Genomic DNA, 19,066 nt, shown 5'->3' on the forward strand with positions numbered 1-19,066 from the left:
CTCTCACCTCATCGACGGATGCCTCGCCGCCACCGGCCTGATCATGGACGGCTGACCACCTTCAGACCGACATTACGAATTCAACTTCAGTAGCGTTGTAAACCTCCTTGATGAGAGCCTTGAGTTCCTCGTCGCACACGGTGCGGGCGGAGGGTGGGGCCACGCGCTGGTGGTGGGCGTTGTACGTGGAGGGGACGATGCTGCAGCCGTGCTCGGTGAGCACGCGGCAGATCGGCTCGACCTCGCCGAAGCGGCCCCGGTACTCGTCGATGAACGCTACGAGCGCAGGTGGGGCCGGTCGAGCTTGGCCGCGAAGAACCTCGCCGCGGCCTTCAGGATCTCGTGCGCGCGCTTGAGTCCGGCGACCTCCTTCTTCATCGCCTTGATCTGCGTGGACCTCTCGGTGGTCGTCCCCGGACCCTACCCGGAGCCGACCTGATCCCATCGCGCCCAGTTGCGCAGAGTTTCGGCGGAGTCGATGCCCAGTTTCTCCGCGACGGCCCGCAACGCGGCCGACTCGTTCGGGTAGTGACCCGAGGACCTCGGCGGCCATGCGCACATACCACGGCGCAGCTCAGACGGATAGGAGGAAGTCAGACAGATAGAGAGGAAGGACGTGCCATAACTCGAATCCTTACACGAATTCGAGTCCCCACCGAACCCGGGTTGGTTCATAATTGGTCGGTCCAGACAAGCAGGAGTCTATCCTTCTTGATCATGCCCACCAATGCAGAGATAGTCGCACTGGCCTTGGACCACATAGTGGCCGGATACGTCTTCCCCGAGCGAGCCCTGGAGATCGACGGCGCGATCCGGAAGCGACTGGCCGCTGACGAGTACGACGCCCTGAACGGCCCGTCGCTCTGCGAGACGGTCACCACGCACCTGCGGGAGATCTGCCCGGACAAGCACCTGGGACTGCGCTGGCAGGACGAGCCGCAACCCCTGGACCTGGGGAACGCAGACCAAGGCCAGACCGCCTTCCTCGCCCGGATGCGGGCCGCCAACCAGGGGGTCCGAGGCTTCGAGCATCTTGAGGGCAACATCGGCTATCTCGACATCCGGCGAATCGCCGACGCCGGCGAGGGCGCCCGGATGATCGGCGCGGCCATGGAATTAGTCGCCCACACCGACGCACTCATCCTCGACCTGCGCGAATGTCTCGGCGGGTCGCCCGAGGGCTGCACCATGTGGTGCAGCTACTTCTTCCCGGACGACCAGACGCACATCAAAGACATCTACGATCGCCTCACCGACACCACCCGCCAGTACTGGACCACGGCGCACCTGCCCGCTCCGCGCTACCTCGACCGCCCGGTCTACGTGCTCACCAGCGCTCGTACCTTCTCCGGCGGAGAGGATCTCGCCTACACCTTGCAAGCACACCGGCGCGCCCTCGTAGTCGGTGAGACCACCCGAGGCGGAGCTCACCCGACGGGCACTTTCCAACTTACCGAACACATCTCGGTCAAGGTGCCCAGCGCCCGGGCGACCATCGCCGTCACGGGCACCAACTGGGAGGGAGTCGGCGTTGCACCTGACATTGACACCCCATCAGAGCAGGCGCTCGACGTAGCGCACCAAGGCGCACTGACCCGAATCGCGCAGTCGGCCAACGGCGGTGTCTCCGGCCTGGACCTCCGCAGAGAAGCCCGCCAGTGACCCGGTCGGCAAGCCCGCTGGGCGCGTGAGATGGAAGATCTTGCCTGTCCCCGCGTCCAACGGGCCGCAAAGCCGCAGGCTGATAGAGACCAATTGGAAGATCAACCGGACGATCTACGATCTCGGTCTCGGCGGACTCCGGCGCACCGCTGAGCTCCCCTCGATCCACGGGTCTTGACCATTCCTCTTGCACTTGAGTTTCGCGGTTCTGACGCGCCTGATGTGATCACGCCCGTGATCGATGCCTGCTCGGGCCCAGGCTTGCTGGACGGCCCGGATTTCGGCGTCGGTCGAGTCTGTCCAGCGTTCTTTTTTACAGACCATCTTTGGCGTGACCCCGACTGTCCTAACTGAACGGCGTTGGCACTAGTCGCCACGAGCACTGATGGCCGACGAGGGCAGAGCTCCTCGTCGGCCATCGGGGTGTGCGCTGGTCAAGCGCGCGGCAGCGTCAGCCGGAAGCGGAGCGGCGAAAGTGCGCCGTGCTGAGCGTCCGAACACGATCCCGTTTGGCATTGCTTCGTTCCGGATCGCCGGGTTCATCCTGTGGCCGTTCGGGCGGACGGCGGTGGAACGGCCGGATGCCGGGCCCGCGTCGTGCGTCGGCAATGTCATCTGGTTGGTGTTCGCCGGGTGGTGGCTGGCGATCGGGCACCTGATCACGAGCATTCCGCCGTTCCTGTCGATCATCGGAATTCCGTTCGGGTGGGCCAACCTCAAGATGATCCCGATCTCGCTGATGCCGCTGGGCCGCGAGATCGTCCCCACCGACCAGGAATGGGGCGCGCGGTAGCCGCTCCGCACGTTGACGGCCGGCCGGGGCTTCTGCCCCGGCCGGCCGTCCATGTGTGTGCGTGTGCGGAGCGGGGTGTCAGGCGGAGGGAGGGGAACCCGCCTCCAGGCCCAGGATCCGCAGCGCCGCCTCGCGCATCTCGACCTTGCGGATCTTCCCGGTGACCGTCATCGGGAACTCCTCGACCACCTGCACGTAGCGCGGGATCTTGACGTGTGCGAGCCGGCCGGTGCAGTACGCGCGGACGGCCTCGGCGGTGAGCGGCTCGGCGCCCTCGCGCATCCGGATCCAGGCCATCAGCTCCTCCCCGTACTTGGGGTCGGGGACGCCGATGACCTGGACGTCGAGGATGTCCGGGTGGGTGTAGAGGAACTCCTCGATCTCGCGCGGGTACAGGTTCTCCCCGCCGCGGATCACCATGTCCTTGATCCGCCCGGTGATGGCGAGGTAGCCGTCGTCGTCCATCACCGCGAGGTCCCCGGTGTGCATCCAGTGGGCGGCGTCGACGGCCTCGGCGGTTCGCTCGGGCTCGTTCCAGTAGCCGAGCATGACGGAGTAGCCGCGGGTGCACAGCTCGCCGGGCTCGCCGCGGGGGACGGTCCGGCCGGTGGCCGGGTCGATCACCTTGACCTCCAGGTGCGGGCCGACCCGGCCGACGGTGGAGACGCGGCGCTCGACCGAGTCGTCGGCGCGGGTCTGGGTGGAGACCGGCGAGGTCTCGGTCATGCCGTAGCAGATGGCGACCTCGGCCATGCCCAGCCGCCCGATGACCTCCTTCATCACCTCGCTCGGGCAGGGCGAGCCCGCCATGATGCCGGTGCGCAGGCTGGTGAGGTCGTATCCCTGCAGAGCAGAGTCAGCGGCGTCAGCGGCGTCGGCGAGTTCGGCGAGTTCGGCGAGTTCGGCGATGAACATGGTCGGCACGCCGTACAGCGAGGTGCAGCGCTCGGCCGCGACGGCGGCCAGGGTGGCGCCGGGCTCGAAGGACGGGGCCGGGATGACCATGCAGGCGCCGTGCGAGGTGGCCGCCAGGTTTCCCATGACCATCCCGAAGCAGTGGTAGAACGGCACGGGGATGCAGATCCGGTCCTGCTCCGTGTAGTCGAGCAGTTCACCGACGAAGTACCCGTTGTTGAGGATGTTGTGGTGCGACAGTGTCGCGCCCTTGGGGAATCCGGTGGTCCCGGAGGTGTACTGGATGTTGATCGCGTCGTCCGGGCTCAACTCGCCCTGGCGGCAGGCGTATTCGTCGCGCAGTTTCGGTCCGGCCCGCCGCCCGGCGGCGAGCACCTCGCCCCAGGCGGGGCTGCCGGTCAGCAGGACCCGCTCCAACCCGGGGCAGCGCGGGCGGACTTCCTCGATCATCGCGGCGTAGTCGGAGGTCTTGTAGCGTTCGGCGGCGACCAGCAGCCGGATCCCGGCCTGGTTCAGCACGTACTCCAACTCGTGGGCGCGGTAGGCCGGGTTGACCGTGACAAGGATCGCGCCGAGCTTGGCGGTGGCGTACTGGGTCAGCGTCCACTCGGCGCAGTTGGGTGCCCAGATGCCGACCCGGTCGCCCTTGGCGATGCCGACCTCCAGCAGGCCGAGGGCGAGGGCGTCGATGTCGGCGGCGAGTTCGGCGTACGTCCAGCGGCGGGCGGTGGGGCGGTCTACCAGGGCGTCGCGGTCGGGGAAGGCGTGCACCGCGCGGTCGAGGTTCTCCCCGATGGTGTCGCCGAGCAGCGGGACGTCCGAGGTGCCGGAGGCGTAGCTGTGCGAGGTCGGCATGGTCGGCACGGTCTGGCTCCTCGGTACGGCGGTGCGGGTCGGGGTGCCATCGTCCCGGCGCCGGGGCCGGGACGCCACCCCCGAACGGGGGTGGCGAGCGCGACCCGGACATGGCGCTGGGGCCGTCCGCCTGGTTCGACGGACGGCCCCAGCACTCGTGTCACGCGTTGACGCAGGTGTTGCCGAAGGCCGGGTTCAGGATCGAGATGATGCCGATCGAGTTGCCGCAGACGTTGGCCTCGAGGTTGATCGGGACCTGGATCTGGTTGCCGGACAGGACGCCCGGCGAGCCGTAGGCGACACCGTTGGCGGTGGCACTGCCGGCGGCGGCGGTACCGGCACCGGCGAGGACGCACACCGCGGCGACGGCCGTGGCGGCGAAGTAGGTGCGAAGACGCATTGCGTCACTCCTTGTGAGGGTGGCGAACTTCCGTGTGACGATCACACTCGCACCGATGGAACGCGACGGCAGGCCGGGAGCGTCCGAATTGGTCACTCAGAGGGCGTGTCGCCCTCCCGACCGACCGGGACGAGCCCGGCAGAATCGGCCACGCCCAGTGATTCCAGCAGGTCACGTGCCGGATCCAGGCCGGGCTCGGCCGCCAGCGCACTGCGCAGCCGGAACAGCGCGGTGGCCGTGTCCCCGGCGTGCAGCGCGTCGAGGGCCCGGTTGTAGTCGATCCGACCGGCGTAACGCAGCCGGAACAGCGCGGACAGGTCCTCCCGGCAGGAGGGGCAGCACAGGCTCTGCGGGTCCGCCGTGACCTTGCACAGCGGGCAGAGCACCTCCGGGTCGGTCACGGGGCTCATCGGGGACCGGCCTCCTCGGGGCGCACCGGGCCCAGCGACTCGGCGGTCGGCTCGCTGCCCAGCTCCCGCTGCGCCTGCGCGTACAGCGCCAGCAGGTTCGACATGTGCTTGTTGACCTCCTCCATGTTGGGCGCCTCCACGGCGGCGTCCAGCCCGCGCAGCTCGGCCATGATCAGCTGCCCCAGGGCGGGCGAGACCATGTTCTGGGTCACGTAGACGTTGCACATGGTGAGCATGCGCATGGTGTGGCCGAGTGAGTCGCACAGTTCGTCCGCCCGCTGGGCCGCGTGCATCGCGCCCTCCCAGTCGGCCGCCTCGCGGCGCAGCCGCAGCTCGGCGGCCACCGACCGCAGGCGGTCCAGGTCGCTCGGGTCGAGGTGCTTCTCGCAGTAGTGGAGGAACAGGCTCAGGTACGCCTCCGAGCCGCGCACCCAGCGCTGGGCCTTGAGCTGGAGCTGGGCCCGTTCCAGCGCCTGGTCCACCGACTGGCCGCGGGTCTGGCCGGCCGCCAGGTCGTCCAGGGTCTCCATCAGCCGCTGGGCCTCGCGCATCTCGGCCTCCGTCAGCTCGCCGCCCCAGCGGTCGGTGAAGGACTCGATCTGCCGCTGCTGCTCCTCGACCTGGACCTTCAGCTCCGGGTCGAGGGTGACCCGCTCCAGCTTGACGGTCTTCTCGGCGCCGCCCTGGATCCGGACGGACAGGGTGATGGTGCGGTCGCGGTCGAGTCCGAAGGAGACCTCCACCGGGGCCCGGCCGCCCAGGCCCTCGGGCAGGCGCAGGGTGAGGTGGCCGATCAGCTCGTTCTGCTGGGCGATCTCGTGCTCGCCCTCGTAGACGGCGATCTCCAGCCGCTGGCGGCCGCTGCCGGAGACGACGAACTCCCGGCTGACCGGTGAACTCGTCGGGTAGCTGGTGTTCTTGGGGATGATGACGGCGAGGCGGCCGTCGTTGAGCTCGATGCCGAGGTTCTTCGGGGTGATGTCGAAGGGGTTGGTGACCTGCATCAGTTCGCCGCAGCCCTGGCAGACCTCGCTGCCCGGCGGGTTGACCACGCCGCAGGCGGCGCAGCGCAGGCCGACGTCCTCGGCGGCGGTGGAGGCCACCCTGGTCCGGCCGGGGGCGGCCGAGTTGAGCGATTCGCCGCAGAGCTCGCAGGCGGTGACGCCGGGGGCGGCGGGGGTGCCGCAGCGCGGGCAGTTGTCGCTTCGGACCACGGTGGTGGCCTGTGTCTGCTTCGGGATGGCACCGCCGCCGGCCGGACCGTTGACGTCCTGGCCGCACTTGGGGCAGTCGGCGGCCTCCGGGTCCACCGGGAGGTGGCAGGTCGGGCAGGCGACCCGGGCGCCGCCCAGCAGGGAGGTCGCGCAGTTGGCGCAGTTGGAGGCGGAGAGGTCGCCGGGGGCCCGGCACTCGGGGCACTCCACGTCGCCGACCAGCGCGGACTGTACGGCCGCGCCGAGCGCCACGCACTGCATCGGGTTGACGCCGCGCCGGATCCGCCGCGGGCCGAACACCTCGCCGAGCCGGCGGGCGACCAGCGGGATCGCGGTGGAGCCGCCGACCAGCACCACCTCGTCGATGTCTCCGACGGTCAGGTTGGCCTGCATGATGGCCTTGTGGGTCAGTTCGATGGTGCGCTCGATCTGCGCCTCGATCAGCTCCTCGAAGCGGGCGCGCTCGAACTCCGTCTCCAGCACCAGCTGTCCGGCGCCCAGGCCGGGCAGGATGACCTCGGAGGACTCCTGGTTGGAGAGCTCGATCTTGATGGTCTCGGCGGTGGAGCCGATCTTCGGGCGGTCCCGCAGGTCGGGCTGGTAGTCCGAGCCGTACTCCTCGCGGATGTCCTCCAGCAGCGCGGTGGTGATCGCGCGGTCGAAGTCGTCGCCGCCGAGCAGGTTGTCGCCCTCGATGCCGAGCACCGACACCGAGCCGGGCACCAGCAGCAGGATGGAGATGTCGAAGGTGCCGCCGCCGAGGTCGTAGACCAGGACGGTCCGGCCCTCGTCGCCCGCCTCGGAGGTGATCCCGTACGCGAGCGCGGCGGCGGTCGGCTCGTTGATGATCCGCAGCACGTGCAGGCCGGCCATCCGGCCCGCCTCCTGGGTGGCCGCGACCTGCCGCTCGCCGAAGTAGGCGGGGACGGTGATGACGGCCCGGGGGAACGGCTCGCCGAAGCGCTGCTCGGCGTCCTCCTTGAGCCGGTGCAGGATGATCGCGGAGATCTCGATCGGGGTGTAGGAGCGGCCGTTGAACCAGACGTTGACGTCTCCGTCGGTGCCCGCGGTGACCTTGTAGTCGACCTCCTTGAGGGCCGCCTGGACCTGCGGGTCCTTGAATTTGCGGCCCATGAAGCGCTTGACCGAGCGGATCACGTTGGCGCCGTCGATCGCGATCCGGCTGCGCGCGGTGGAGCCCACCAGCAGCTCACCCTTGCGGCCGCTGCCGACCACGGAGGGCGTGGCCTCCTGGTTCTGCCGGTTGAAGATGATCTCCGGCTCGCCCCGGCGCAGGTGGGCGACCACCGAGTTGGTGGTGCCCAGGTCGATGCCGAGTGTGCGGTACATGTCGTTCCCCTCGTGGTCCTGGCTACTTCTTGCGCTTGGTCCGCTTGCCGGCGACCGTGGCCTTGCGGCGGGCCCGGGGCGGGGCCGCCTTGGGCTGGGCGCGGGCGACCGACGCGGCGTCCTGGTCGGCGGCGGGTTCGGGGGCCGCTTCGGGAGACGGTGCGGGGGCCGGTCCGGGGGCCGCTTCGCGCGGGGTGGCTCCGTCGGCCTCCGGCTCGTCGGGCTTCTCCCCCTGGAGCGCGTCCTCGACCTCGGCCGACGTCGGCTCCGAGGCGCCCACGGGCTCCGGCTGCGGCTCCGGCTCCGGCTCCCATTGCGGTGCGGCGACCACCACTTGGGCCCGTCGCAGCACCTCGTCCCCCCAGAAGAACCCGGTGACCACCGTCCGCACCACCGTCTCCGGCGCCACCCCGGCCCGGGCCTCGATCCCCACGATCTCGGTCAGGTCCGGGTCGGCCGTCATGCCCTCCAGGCGCATCGGACGGACCTTCGCCTTGGCCAGCCGGCCGAGCAGCCGTCGCCGGGTGGCCTCGATGCCCGCGCCGCGCCCGAGCGCCACCAGCTCGCCGTCCAGGCCGAGGGCGGCGAGCGCGTCGTCCACCTCGACCAGGATGCCCAGCAGTTCGCGCTGTTCGGCCCGGGCGGTCTGCTGCTGTTCCGCCAGCTTGTTCCCCAACAGGGACGCGCGGAAGAGCAGTTGGCCGAACTTTCGCTCCAGGTCGACGTCCTCGACGCCGGGCGGGATCTCCAGCCGCCGGTGGCCGTCGAGCAGGGATGCGGTCGGTGCGTCGGTCATTCGGGGACCTCGATCTGCGGCAGCACGGACAGGTCGGCCGCGTAGCGGGCGGGGACGGGCGGTTCGGGGTCGGCCCCGGACGGGGCGGGCTCGGCGAAGTCGGCGGCCAGTTCGGAGCGGTGGAGTGCCAGGAGGGCGGGGACGGGCGGCAGCGGCGGGCGCTCGATCACCAGCAGCGGTTCGGCGAGCGCGGGCGCCAGCAGGTCGGCGGCCTGCTCGACCGGCTCCGGCGGGAGGGGCTGCTGGAGGTCCGACTCCAGCCGCCGGTCCGGGTTGCGCAGCAGCGCTGCGGCCTCCTGGATCTGCTGACGGCTGTAGCGGGCCGCCCGCATCGCGGGCCCGACGGCGAGGTTGATCTCGCGCACCCCGGCCGTGAGCGGGATGCCCAGGACCTCGTACGGCGACGGTTCGTGCAGTGGCATGGCGGGCGGTCTCTCTCCTCACGACGACTGGGACGGTCGGGGCGGCTCGGACGGCTCTCGGGGTTTGGAGCGGCTCTCGGGGTCGGGACGGCTGGGTCGACTCGCACGGCCTGCGGCGCGCACGGTCTAGGACGACGGCAACTGCCCGGCGGTTGCCGTCAGTAGAGCGAGTTGATCCGCCGTTGCATCGACTTCAGCTCCGCGTCGTCCGGACTGTGCTCGACGGCCTGGCGGGCCAGGTCGCGGGCCGTCCGCAGTTGGCGGGCGTTGGCCTGCTGGACGGCGTACGAGCCGTAGACGATGCCGAGTTCGCGGTGCAGCTTGCCGGTGTCCTCCGGGGTGCCGGACAGGCCGAGCGCTTCCTCCAGCAGCCGGATCGCCTCGCGGTAGCGGCGGGCCTCGTAGTGGCTGATGGCCTCGCCGCGCCAGACGCTGACCATCAGCCGGCGGATGTCGGTGGAGTCGTCGTAGGACTGGGCCTTCCGCAGCATGGCGGCCTGGTCGGTGAACGGCTGGTCCTGCAGGGCGTCCACGACGTGGTTGGCGAGCATCACCGCGACGCGGCGCGGGGCCTCCCGGTCGGCGTCGCCGTCCCACTCGGGGTCGGCGTCCAGGGCCTCGGCCATCCGCCGCACCGCGCGGACGCGGTCGTCGGCGAAGGCGGCGGACCGGGCGAGGTGGCGCAGCACGAAGGCGAGGCCGAGCCGGTGGTCCGGGTCGGGGCTGAGGTCGATCAGGGACCGCCAGGCGCCGGCGGCCTCCTCCAGCTGCGCGTCGGTCGCTTCGGGGCGGCTGAGCTGGCCGGCCCGGTTGCCGAGGGCGGCTATCAGGAAGTGCCGGGCGGTCGGGTCGCCGGGGACGAGTTCCAGGCTCTTCTGCAGCAGGTCGAGGGCGCGGGGGTAGTCCTTGTCCTCGTTGTTGATCTTGCGGGCCCACTGGGCGTAGGTGGCGCCGAGGTCGCCGCGCACCTCGGGGTCGTCGGGGGCCAGCGCGAACGCCTTCTCCAGCAGGTCGGCCGCCCCGGGCTGGTCGTCGACGGTGTTCTTGAGCAGCGCGCGGGCGGCCCGGACGCCGGACTCGGCGGCGATGGCGGCGGCGTCGGCGGGCAGCACGACGCCGGGGACGGCCGCGGCGCGGCTGAGGCAGTCCAGCGCCTCGCGCCAGTCCTGGTGGCGGTGGTGCTCGCGCGCCTGGCTGACCAGGGACTCGCCGAGCAGTGCCTGCCAGGCCTCGCCGCGCTCGCTCTCGGCCACCGCGTCCAGGGCGGCGACGGCGGCGGCCTGACGGCCCTGCAGCTGCAGGTAGTGCTGCGGACCGAGCGGGCCGAACAGGCTGAGGGTGCGGGCGAGAGGCGGTGCGTCGGGGCCCTCCGCGCGGCTCCGCCAAGCCCGTACGGCCTGGTCGAAGGCGTCCGCCCAGGCGGTGGGTCCGGGTTCAGCGCGGAGCAGCCGGTCGAGCGTGGGGCCGGCCGTCAGGCGGCGGGCGGGGCGGCCGGGCAGGGCTATCCGGATGTCCTCCTGGGCGAGGGCATCGGCCGTGTGGGCCTCCATGCCGAGGAGCAGCGTCCAGGCGTCGACCTCGTCGCCGCTGCGGCCGGCGGCCCGGTCGACGGCGCGCAGGTCGTCCCGGAGGCGGTCGATCAGACCGGTGCGGGCCGCGGCCAGCCGGGACGGTTCGGCGGTGCGGCCGGTGATCCGGGCGGACTCGGCCCACAGCTCGGGCTGGTGCAGGGCGGCGACCAGGCAGCCGAGCGTCCAGCCCCAGACCTCCGCGTCGGGCGCCTCGGACTCACCGGGGCCGGCGGCGGTGGCGGTGGCGGCGGTGGCGGTGTCAGGGGCTGCGGCACCGGCGGCGCCAGGGGCGGCAGCGGCGGCGAGCCGGTAGCCGGCGAGCCCGAGGGCGTGCAGCAGCCGGGGGTGCGCCGGGTCCTTGAGGAGCAGTGCGCGGTAGGCCTGCCAGGCCTCGCGGTGGCGGCCCTCGACGGCGTGCTGGTGCGCCTCGTGCTCGGCGAGCAGCACCAGCGCGCCCGCCGCGGGCGGGTGCCCGGGGGCGAGGGCGAGGACCTGGCGCAGGTCGCCGGCGGCCCGTCCGGGCTGGTCGGCGGCGAGGGCGGCGGCCGCCCGGCGGACCAGGACGGCGGCGCGGACGGTGGTGGCGTCGGACGGCAGGTCGGCCAGCGCCTCGTCGAGGCGGCCGAGTTCGGCGCGCAGCAGAGCGAGGTCGAGCCGGACCGGTGCGGCGGCGGCGCCGTCGCCGAGGGCCGCGGCCCAGGCGGCGAGGACGGGTTCGGCCTGCTCGGGGGTGCCGGCGCGGCGGGCGCAGTCCAGCACGGCGCGCAGCGCGGGCCCGGCGCAGCTCACGCAGCGGGAGGTGGCGGCGCCCTCGGGGGCGTGCAGGTGGTCGGTGCAGGCTTCGCGGCCGCAGCCGCCGCAGGCGCCGGTGGCGGGCCGGTCGCACAGCGCGCAGTCTGCCGACGTCGCAGCGGGCGCCTGAGCAGCAGGAGCCGCCGGAGCCGCCTGAGCAGCAGGAGCCGCCGCGGCCAGGAAGTGGCGGTACCAGTCGAGCGCGACGGCCCAGTTGCCGGCCCGTTCGGCGAGCAGGGCTCGCAGCCGGGCCGTCGCGGGGTCGCCGGCCGGGTCGGGCGGCCCGAGCAGGGCGATCGTCTGGGCCGGGCGGCCGGCCAGCAGGGCGACGGCGGCCAGGTGGTAGCGGTCGCGCAGGCCGCCGGCGGCGTCGAGCAGGGTGGTGACGGTCTGCGGTGTGCCTGCGGTCAGGGCGAGGGCGGCGCGCAGCCGGGCCTGCCGGTGAGTGAGGGCGCCGGGCAGGCTGTCGGCGAGGGCGAGCGCGGCGACGGCGCGTTCGCGCGGTTCGGGGTGGTCGCGGCCGGTGACCAGCAGGTGGGCGGCCTCGCGCAGGGCGGCTTCGCGCAGCGCGGCGCGGTAGCCGGGGGCGGCCGGGTGTTCGGCGGCGGCCCGCTGCCAGAGTTCGCGGGCGGCGCCCGGGTCGGTGGCGAGGCGGGTGCGGGCGATCCGGTCGCGGGCGAGGGCCCGGCGTTCGTTCAGGTCCTCGTCGTCCAGCGGTTCCCAGCGGGCGAGGGCGCCGGCCGGGTCGTCGGTGCGGGCGAGGGCGAGGCCGTGGTGGTAGGCGGCGATCCGGGTCCAGCGGGAGCCGGGGTCGGTGTCGGCCTCGGCGCGCAGGACGGGCTCGGCTTCGTCGGCCTGGCCGGCGGCGAGCAGGGCGGCACCGAGCCTGATCCGGGCGGGGCGCCAGTCGGGGGCGTGGCCGAGGCCGGCGCGGTAGTCGGCGGCGGCGTCGGCGGGTCGCTCGGCCCGTTCGTGGACCAGGGCGAGGCCGAACCGGGCCGGGGCGAAGGAGGGTTGGACGGTCAGGGCGGCGGTGAACTGTTCCCGGGCCTGGTCGTCGGCGCCGAGCAGCAGGGCGAGCCGGCCGAGGGCGTAGCGGGGCCTGGGGTCGGTCGGGGTCTCCACGGCGGCGGCCGCGAGGTCGGCCCAGGCGGGTTCGGTGGCGCCGAGGCGCTGCCGGGCCAGGCCGCGGAAGAGCAGGGTGTCGGTGCGCAGGGCCGGGCCGCGGCCCCAGGGGGAGGGCTCGCCGGCGCCGCGCCGCAGTGCTTCGTCGAAGGCGGTGACGGCGGGTTCGTCGCGGTGCAGGGTGTACAGCTGGGCGCCCCAGCGGAACCAGAGTTCGCCGCTGCCGGCGGGGGCCGCGGCGGCGAGCAGGGCCTCGGCCTCGTCGGCGCGGGCGGTGTCGCGGAGCAGGGCGGCGCGGGCGAGGACCGGCCAGTCCCGGCCGGGAAGGGCGGCGAGGGCGCGGGCGGTGGCGTCGTCGCGCTGCTCGGCGGCGCCTTCGCGGCATCGGCGCTGGAGGTGGTCGAGGGCGCGGGCGGCGGTTTCGGCCTCCTCGCCGGGTTCGGCGCCGGCGGCGGTGGCCTGGAGGAGGGCGAGCAGCGGCGCGAGGTCGCCGTCGGGGGCCTGCAGCCGTTCCTCGGCGAGGCTGCGCAGGCTCCACCGGGGCAGTTGCCGGGCCGGGTCGGTGAGCAGCGGGAAGGCCTCGCGGTGCAGGGCGAGGGCGGCCTGCCGGTCGCCGGCGGCGGTGCTGGCCTCGGCTTGGCCGAGGAGTGCGAGGCCGCGCTGCGGGCGCAGTTCCACGGGCCCGGCGGCGAGTTGCCTGGCGAGCCGCGCGTAGCGGCGGCGGGCCTGGGCGGCCTTGCCGGCGGAGAGCCGTTCGGCGGCCGTGGCCAGGGCTTTCGCCACGGCCGCGGCGTCCGGGGCCGTTCGGCGGCGGACCAGTACGACGGCGGCCGTACCGGCCAGTGCCACCACGATCAGCAGCACCGCTAGCAGCGCCATGCGCCGTCCCCCTGTGTCCGGATTTCGCCCACTCGATGACCAACGCGGTTCTGCTGATCATTAGTTGACGTGGTTTCGTGATGTTGCTCGAACGCCATCAGAATAGGCCCTCGGTCGGACAGACGAACAGGAAAGAGCACTATCCTGGGCGACGCGCCGGCAGGAGATGAACGAGCGCGTCAACAGCGGTCAGAAGCGTCGGGGGTCGTGTGTCCGAGTCTCGTTGGGTGCCCGGCCTCCGGTTCGGGCCGGAGTTCGACCCCGAGCAGTACGAACTCCTGGAGTTCCACCACCGGGGCGGCGAGGCCGAGGTGTGGCGGGCGGTGCGCACGGGCCACAACGGGCGCAAGGAGCTCGTCGCCGCGAAGATCATGCTGGAGCGCGACCCGTCCGAGGTGCGGCGCTGGCTCGGCCGCTGGGACGACGTCTCGCACAACGCGCACCGGCTCGACATCACCGACCTGGTGGTGCCCAGCTTCCTGCTCGGCCCCTCCCCGCACCGGCCCGGCGCGGCGCCACCCGCCGGACTGCTCGGCTACCAGATCTCGCCCTGGGTCGAGGGCGTGCCGCTGCACACCTGGGCCCGCAGCCAGCGCGGCGGCCCGGCGGCGGTGGCCGAGGTGCTGTCCCGGCTCTGCCGGATCGTCGACGAGCTGCACCGCAAACGCTGGGTACACCGCGACATCTCCCCCGCCAACGTCCTGGTGGACGGCCAGGGGCAGGTCAAACTGATCGACCTGACCTTCCTCGCCCCGCTCGACCACACCCTGACCGTCGCGGTGTTCACCCCCGGGCACGTCCCGCCGGAGTCCGAGCAGGTCGGCGGCTTTCCGACCACCGCCAAGGACCTCTTCGCGGTCGGCACCCTCGTCCGCACCCTGCTGCTGCCCGACCACGGCCGGCTCGACCACCGGCTCGCCGCCGAACAGGCCCGCGCCGAACTCCTCGCAGCCGGCTACACCGAGGAGTTGGCGCGCTGGGCCTGCGAACCGCTGGCCCGCGAGCCGGACCGCCGCCCCTCCCCGCTCGGCCCGTGGATCGGCCGCGGCCGCGAACTGCTGCGCGCCCACCGGCCGGTGGCCCGCACCTCGGGCCTGGCCGTGCTGCCCGACCGGGCCGGGCGCCCGCTGGTGGTGACCGGCGGCGCCGACGGCACCGCGCTGGCCGGCCCCGGCCACGCCGACCACCGGCTGCCCGCCGGCCAGGGCCCCGGCGTCGTACGGGAGTTGACGGCCGGCTGGGCCGGACACCAGGGCGAGCTGGTGGTCTGCGCCGAGGACCGCGGCGGCACCCTCTGGGTCGGTACGGCAGGCGGCTGGTGGGAGGCCGCGCGCGGGGTCAGCGGCCTGGCGGGGGCCGTCAACCCGGCCGCGGAGATGACGGTCTGGACGGCCGCCGGGGGCACCCTGCGCTCCTACCGCTGGGCGCCCGGCCTCACCCTCACCGGCCAGGAACTGCCCGGCTGCCCCGCCGACCGGGTGCTGGCGGCGGTCGAGGAACTCCCCGGCCGCTGGCTGGTCCTGGTCGAGCACCGCGGGCGGGTGCTGAGCTGGCGGCCCGGTTCGGCCGAGCCGCCGCGCCCACTGGGCCCGGCCGGCACGCCGCGCGCCGGGGCGCTGGCCCGTACCTCCGCCGGCCCGCAGGCCGCCACGCTGCGGCCGGACGGCTCCGTCCAGCTGCACACCATCGGCGCCGCCGGGGCGGGCACCGAGATCGGCGACGGCGAACCCTCCCTCGGCATCGCCATGGCGGGCCACCGCGGCGGCCCGACCATCGCCCTGGCCGGCGCGGGCGGCGTACGGCTGCGGCTGCCGCCCGGCGGCGCCTCCCGCCGCCCGCGCTGGTGGCGCCCCACCCTGCGCCCGGCCACCCGGGTCGCGCTGGCGATGGGCGACGACTGGCGGCTCTGCCTGGCCGCGGTGGTGGAGGGCGAGCTGCAGGTCTGGCAGGAGGACGCGGCGTACCGCTGGCAGGCGGTGGAGCTGCCGGAGGACTGATCCGCCGGTCGCGGCCCGCGCCGACGCCGAGGCCCCGGAACCCGAACGGCGGGGTTCCGGGGCCTCGGTGTCGGCGGTGGAGGGCGGTGGAGGGTGGTGGAGGGTGGAGGAGGGTGGCCGGGAACGCAGCGGCTCAGCGGAAGCGGCGCAGCCGGAGGCTGTTGCCGACCACGAAGACCGAGGAGAAGGCCATGGCGCCTCCGGCGATCATGGGGTTGAGGAGTCCGGCGGCGGCGAGGGGGATCGCTGCGACGTTGTAGCCGAAGGCCCAGAACAGGTTGCTCTTGATGGTGCCGAGGGTGCGGCGGGAGAGGCGGATGGCGTCGGCGGCCGAGCGCAGGTCGCCGCGGACCAGGGTGAGGTCGCCGGCTTCGATCGCGGCGTCGGTGCCGGTGCCCATCGCCAGGCCCAGGTCGGCCTGGGCGAGTGCGGCGGCGTCGTTGACGCCGTCGCCGACCATCGCCACGACCCGGCCTTCGGCCTGCAGCCGCTTGATGGTGTCGACCTTGTCCTGCGGCATGACGTCGGCGATCACGTGTTCGGGCTCGATGCCGACCTCGGCGGCCACGGCCTCGGCGACCAGCCGGTTGTCGCCGGTCAGCAGCACCGGGGTGAGGCCCAGCGCGCGGAGCTCGGCGATCGCCTCGGCGCTGGTCGGCTTCACCGCGTCGGCCACCTCCAGGACGGCCCGGGCCTGGCCGTCCCAGCCGACCGCGACCGCGGTGCGCCCGGCCGCCTCGGCCGCGGCCTTGGCCTCGGCGAGCCCCTCCGGCAGGTACTGCGACCACTCGTTGAGCAGCGCCTCCCGCCCGGCGACCACGGCGTGGCCGTCCACGACGCCCTGGACGCCCAGGCCCGGCACGTTCTCGAAGCCCTCGACGGGGGGCAGGTCGCCGGTGCGCTCGGCGGCGGCAGCGGCGATGGCCCGGGCGATCGGGTGTTCGGAGGCGTGCTCCAGGGCGCCGGCCAGGCGCAGTGCCTCGGTCTCGGTGGTGGTGTCGGTGGTGTGGACGGCGAGCAGGGTCATCCGGCCGGTGGTGACGGTGCCGGTCTTGTCCAGGACGATGGTGTCGACCTTGCGGGTGGACTCCAGGACTTCGGGGCCCTTGATCAGGATGCCCAGTTGGGCGCCGCGGCCGGTGCCGACCAGCAGGGCGGTCGGGGTGGCCAGGCCCAGGGCGCACGGGCAGGCGATGATCAGCACGGCCACGGCGGCGGTGAAGGCGGCGGTCCAGCCCTCGCCGGTGCCCAGCCAGTAGCCGAGGGTGGCCACGGCGAGGGTGATGACGATCGGCACGAAGACCGCGGAGATCCGGTCCGCGAGGCGCTGGGCGGCGGCCTTGCCGTTCTGCGCGTCCTCCACCAGCTTGGCCATCCGGGACAGTTGGGTGTCGGCGCCGACCCGGGTGGCCTCGACCACCAGTCGGCCGCCCGCGTTGACGGTGGCGCCGGTGACGGCGTCGCCGACGGCCACCTCGACCGGGACGGACTCGCCGGTCAGCATCGAGGCGTCCACCGCGGACGCGCCCTCGACCACCAGGCCGTCGGTGGCGATCTTCTCGCCCGGGCGGACCACGAAGCGGTCACCCACGGCGAGTTCGGCGATCGGGATGCGCACCTCGGACCCGCCACGCAGCACCGCCACGTCCCTGGCACCCAGTTCCAGCAGCGCCTTGAGCGCGGCGCCGGCGGTGCGCTTCGAGCGCGCCTCGAAGTAGCGGCCGGCCAGGATGAAGGCGGTGACGCCGGCCGCCGCCTCCAGGTAGATGTCGGACGCGCCGTCGCTGCGGGCGATGGTGAACTCGAAGCCGTGCCGCATGCCCGGCATCCCGGCGTCGCCGAAGAACAGCGCCCACAGCGACCACAGGAACGCGGCGCCGGTGCCGAGCGAGACCAGGGTGTCCATCGTCGCGGCGCCGTGCCGGGCGTTGGTGAACGCGGCCTTGTGGAACGGCCAGGCGGCGTACGTGACGACCGGGGCCGCCAGGGTCAGGGACAGCCACTGCCAGTTGTCGAACTGCAGCGCGGGCACCATCGCCATCGCGATCACCGGCACCGCGAGCGCCAGCGCGGTGAACAACCGGGCGCGCAGCGGGGCGAGTTCGTCGGCCGCGTCGTCCTGCTCGGCCTGCCCGGCGGCCCCTGGGGCGGCAGGGGGCTTCGGCAGGGCGGCGGTGTACCCGGTGGCCTCGACGGTGGCGATCAGGTCGGCGACTCCGACGCCATCCTCGAAGGAGACCTTCGCCTTCTCGGTGGCGTAGTTGACGCTGGCCGTGACCCCGTCCATCCGATTGAGCTTCTTCTCGATCCGGGCCGCGCACGAGGCGCAGGTCATTCCGCCGATCGAGAGTTCCACCTCCGCTGAGGCGGGTGCCTGGGTAGTCATCGTCGCTCCTCGTGACAGTCGTCGTGCCGTCGCCGTACCGGCCGTCGGTGATGACTCAGTTATACCCCCAGGGGGTACCGGTGACAACCCTCCACCGATACCCCCTAACCGTATTTCTGATGCTGCCGAAACGCTTGACCCGATACCCCCGGTGGGTATTCACTCGCTACGTCAACGCCTGAGGAGACCCCGCCATGAACACCGCCCTGCGCATCACCGCCTACACCACCGGACTCGCCGCCGCCTTCGTCCTCGCCCTCGGAGTCGGCCACGCCACCGGCAGCCCCTCCCCCAAGCCCGTCACCGCCGGACACGCGGAGCACGCGGAGCACGCGGGACACTCGGGACAGGACGCCGGAGGGGGCGCTCCGCAGGGAGCCACTGAACACCTGCCCGGCGGGCTACAGATCTCCGAACGCGGCTACACCCTCAGCGTCGAGAACCCCTACGTCACCGCCGGCTCCCCCACCGACCTGCGGTTCCGCATCCTCGGCACGGACGGCCGACCGGTCACCGCCTACCAGCAGCAGCACGACAAGGAACTCCACCTGATCGTCGCCCCGCGCGACCTGTCCACCTTCCAGCACCTGCACCCCACCCTGGCCGCCGACGGCACCTGGAGCGCCCCCACCGCCGTCCCCGCCGCAGGCGAGTACCGGGTGTTCGCCGACTTCACCCCCGCCGGCGCCACCGACGGCCTCACTCTCGGCGCCGACCTCCACGCCGCCGGCGACCTACGCCCGGCCCCACTCCCCCACACCGGCCGGACCGTCACCGTCGACGGCTACACCGTCACCCTCGGCGGCGACCTCACCCCCGGACGCAGCGGCCGACTCACCCTGAACGTCAGCAAGGACGGCCGGCCGGCCACCGACCTCCAGCCCTACCTCGGCGCCTACGGCCACCTCGTCGCGCTGCGCGCCGGCGACCTCGCCTACCTCCACGTCCACCCGGACACCACCACCCCCGGCCCCGAGATCGGCTTCACCACCACCGCCCCCAGCGGCGGCAGCTACCGGCTCTTCCTCGACTTCCAACACCAGGACACCGTCCACACCGCCGCCTTCACCGTGACCACCGACGGCACCACCCCCGCCCCGAGCGCCGCCCCGACCGAGCAGCCGACCGGCGACCACCAGCACTGAACGCCGCCCGCACGAAAGGCGCCGGGCGATCCGCGAAGGACCGCCCGGCACCTTGGCGTGCGCCCAATCCCTTGTCGGGTCAGTCCGTGGCCTTGGGGTGGCCGGTACCCGCATAGGTGATCCATGCGGTGCGGTTGGCATCGTCGATCACGTACCAGATGCGTCCGCCACCCGTGACCTCGTACTGCCAGCGCTCCACCGCCTGCCCCTTGAAGGTGGCCGAACCGAGGCCACCCTTGAGCCGGTGCTGGCGACCAGGGATATCGCCTGCCCGGGGGGCGGCGCGGATTCTCTCGAACGCGCGGCGCAGGTTCCCCACCGCTTGGCGACTCAAACGTTCCCAGCCCTCCGCCG

At 73.2% G+C, this 19,066-nt stretch carries 14 protein-coding genes; 5 read left to right on the forward strand and 9 right to left on the reverse strand.

Annotation, left to right across the window (positions count from 1 at the left end; translation table 11 throughout):
* The first annotated feature begins 208 nt into the window (after positions 1-208).
* From AC0B61_RS22010 to AC0B61_RS22020, 3 genes are all read left to right on the forward strand, one after another.
* Entirely contained in the window at positions 209-439 is a 231-nt protein-coding gene (locus AC0B61_RS22010; protein ID WP_471742417.1) for a hypothetical protein, read from the forward strand.
* Positions 440-717: 278 nt separating this feature from the next.
* Positions 718-1,662 carry a S41 family peptidase gene (locus AC0B61_RS22015; protein WP_471742418.1) on the forward strand — a complete coding sequence of 315 codons (945 nt, stop codon included), beginning with the start codon at positions 718-720 and terminating at the stop codon, positions 1,660-1,662.
* A 475-nt stretch (positions 1,663-2,137) separates the two neighbouring features.
* The gene (locus AC0B61_RS22020; RefSeq protein ID WP_471742419.1) at positions 2,138-2,455 is read left to right on the forward strand and encodes a YccF domain-containing protein; all 318 of its coding nucleotides are present in this window, start codon (positions 2,138-2,140) and stop codon (positions 2,453-2,455) included.
* Between the two features lie 78 nt (positions 2,456-2,533).
* Here the strand turns inward: AC0B61_RS22020 and AC0B61_RS22025 are convergent, their stop codons facing one another.
* The 7 genes from AC0B61_RS22025 to AC0B61_RS22055 form a co-directional block, all read right to left on the reverse strand.
* A complete protein-coding gene (locus AC0B61_RS22025) occupies positions 2,534-4,225 on the reverse strand; it encodes an AMP-binding protein (RefSeq protein WP_471742586.1) in 1,692 nt (563 codons plus the stop codon).
* Between the two features lie 160 nt (positions 4,226-4,385).
* Positions 4,386-4,625 carry a chaplin gene (locus AC0B61_RS22030; RefSeq protein WP_471742420.1) on the reverse strand — a complete coding sequence of 80 codons (240 nt, stop codon included), beginning with the start codon at positions 4,623-4,625 and terminating at the stop codon, positions 4,386-4,388.
* 92 nt (positions 4,626-4,717) lie between these two features.
* Positions 4,718-5,035, reverse strand: coding sequence for a hypothetical protein (locus AC0B61_RS22035; protein ID WP_471742421.1), 318 nt, complete (start codon positions 5,033-5,035; stop codon positions 4,718-4,720).
* Positions 5,032-7,599: an Hsp70 family protein gene (locus AC0B61_RS22040; RefSeq protein WP_471742422.1), complete on the reverse strand. Its 2,568-nt coding sequence runs from the start codon at positions 7,597-7,599 to the stop codon at positions 5,032-5,034. Before AC0B61_RS22040 ends, AC0B61_RS22035 begins: the two co-directional genes overlap by 4 nt.
* A gap of 22 nt (positions 7,600-7,621) precedes the next feature.
* Positions 7,622-8,395: a nucleotide exchange factor GrpE gene (locus AC0B61_RS22045; RefSeq protein WP_471742423.1), complete on the reverse strand. Its 774-nt coding sequence runs from the start codon at positions 8,393-8,395 to the stop codon at positions 7,622-7,624.
* Entirely contained in the window at positions 8,392-8,817 is a 426-nt protein-coding gene (locus tag AC0B61_RS22050; RefSeq protein ID WP_471742424.1) for a hypothetical protein, read from the reverse strand. The genes AC0B61_RS22045 and AC0B61_RS22050 overlap by 4 nt, the downstream gene beginning before the upstream one ends.
* 158 nt (positions 8,818-8,975) lie before the next feature.
* On the reverse strand, positions 8,976-13,184 hold the full coding sequence (locus AC0B61_RS22055; RefSeq protein WP_471742425.1) for a hypothetical protein: 4,209 nt from the start codon (positions 13,182-13,184) through the stop codon (positions 8,976-8,978).
* Between the two features lie 227 nt (positions 13,185-13,411).
* Between AC0B61_RS22055 and AC0B61_RS22060 the strand changes: the two genes are divergently transcribed.
* Positions 13,412-15,181, forward strand: a complete 1,770-nt coding sequence (locus AC0B61_RS22060) for a serine/threonine protein kinase (RefSeq protein ID WP_471742426.1) — start codon at positions 13,412-13,414, stop codon at positions 15,179-15,181.
* A 133-nt stretch (positions 15,182-15,314) separates the two neighbouring features.
* Here AC0B61_RS22060 and AC0B61_RS22065 read toward each other — a convergent pair whose 3' ends face one another.
* A complete protein-coding gene (locus AC0B61_RS22065; RefSeq protein WP_471742427.1) occupies positions 15,315-17,567 on the reverse strand; it encodes a heavy metal translocating P-type ATPase in 2,253 nt (750 codons plus the stop codon).
* A gap of 194 nt (positions 17,568-17,761) precedes the next feature.
* Between AC0B61_RS22065 and AC0B61_RS22070 the strand changes: the two genes are divergently transcribed.
* Positions 17,762-18,712, forward strand: coding sequence for a hypothetical protein (locus tag AC0B61_RS22070; protein ID WP_471742428.1), 951 nt, complete (start codon positions 17,762-17,764; stop codon positions 18,710-18,712).
* Positions 18,713-18,791: 79 nt separating this feature from the next.
* On the opposite strand, the gene AC0B61_RS22075 is transcribed toward AC0B61_RS22070, so the two are convergent.
* The gene (locus AC0B61_RS22075) at positions 18,792-19,031 is read right to left on the reverse strand and encodes a hypothetical protein (protein ID WP_471742429.1); all 240 of its coding nucleotides are present in this window, start codon (positions 19,029-19,031) and stop codon (positions 18,792-18,794) included.
* Between the last annotated feature and the right edge of the window lie 35 nt (positions 19,032-19,066).

It is taken from the genome of Kitasatospora sp. NPDC023385, assembly GCF_055664045.1.

Bases quoted from the DNA above. Each gene is read 5' to 3' on its own strand.
- AC0B61_RS22015 (WP_471742418.1), top strand. From the start codon at position 718: ATGCCCACCAATGCAGAGATAGTCGCACTGGCCTTGGACCACATAGTG.
- AC0B61_RS22025 (WP_471742586.1), bottom strand. From the start codon at position 4,225: ATGCCGACCTCGCACAGCTACGCCTCCGGCACCTCGGACGTCCCGCTG.
- AC0B61_RS22030 (WP_471742420.1), bottom strand. From the start codon at position 4,625: ATGCGTCTTCGCACCTACTTCGCCGCCACGGCCGTCGCCGCGGTGTGC.
- AC0B61_RS22035 (WP_471742421.1), bottom strand. From the start codon at position 5,035: ATGAGCCCCGTGACCGACCCGGAGGTGCTCTGCCCGCTGTGCAAGGTC.
- AC0B61_RS22040 (WP_471742422.1), bottom strand. From the start codon at position 7,599: ATGTACCGCACACTCGGCATCGACCTGGGCACCACCAACTCGGTGGTC.
- AC0B61_RS22045 (WP_471742423.1), bottom strand. From the start codon at position 8,395: ATGACCGACGCACCGACCGCATCCCTGCTCGACGGCCACCGGCGGCTG.
- AC0B61_RS22050 (WP_471742424.1), bottom strand. From the start codon at position 8,817: ATGCCACTGCACGAACCGTCGCCGTACGAGGTCCTGGGCATCCCGCTC.
- AC0B61_RS22055 (WP_471742425.1), bottom strand. From the start codon at position 13,184: ATGGCGCTGCTAGCGGTGCTGCTGATCGTGGTGGCACTGGCCGGTACG.
- AC0B61_RS22065 (WP_471742427.1), bottom strand. From the start codon at position 17,567: ATGACTACCCAGGCACCCGCCTCAGCGGAGGTGGAACTCTCGATCGGC.
- AC0B61_RS22070 (WP_471742428.1), top strand. From the start codon at position 17,762: ATGAACACCGCCCTGCGCATCACCGCCTACACCACCGGACTCGCCGCC.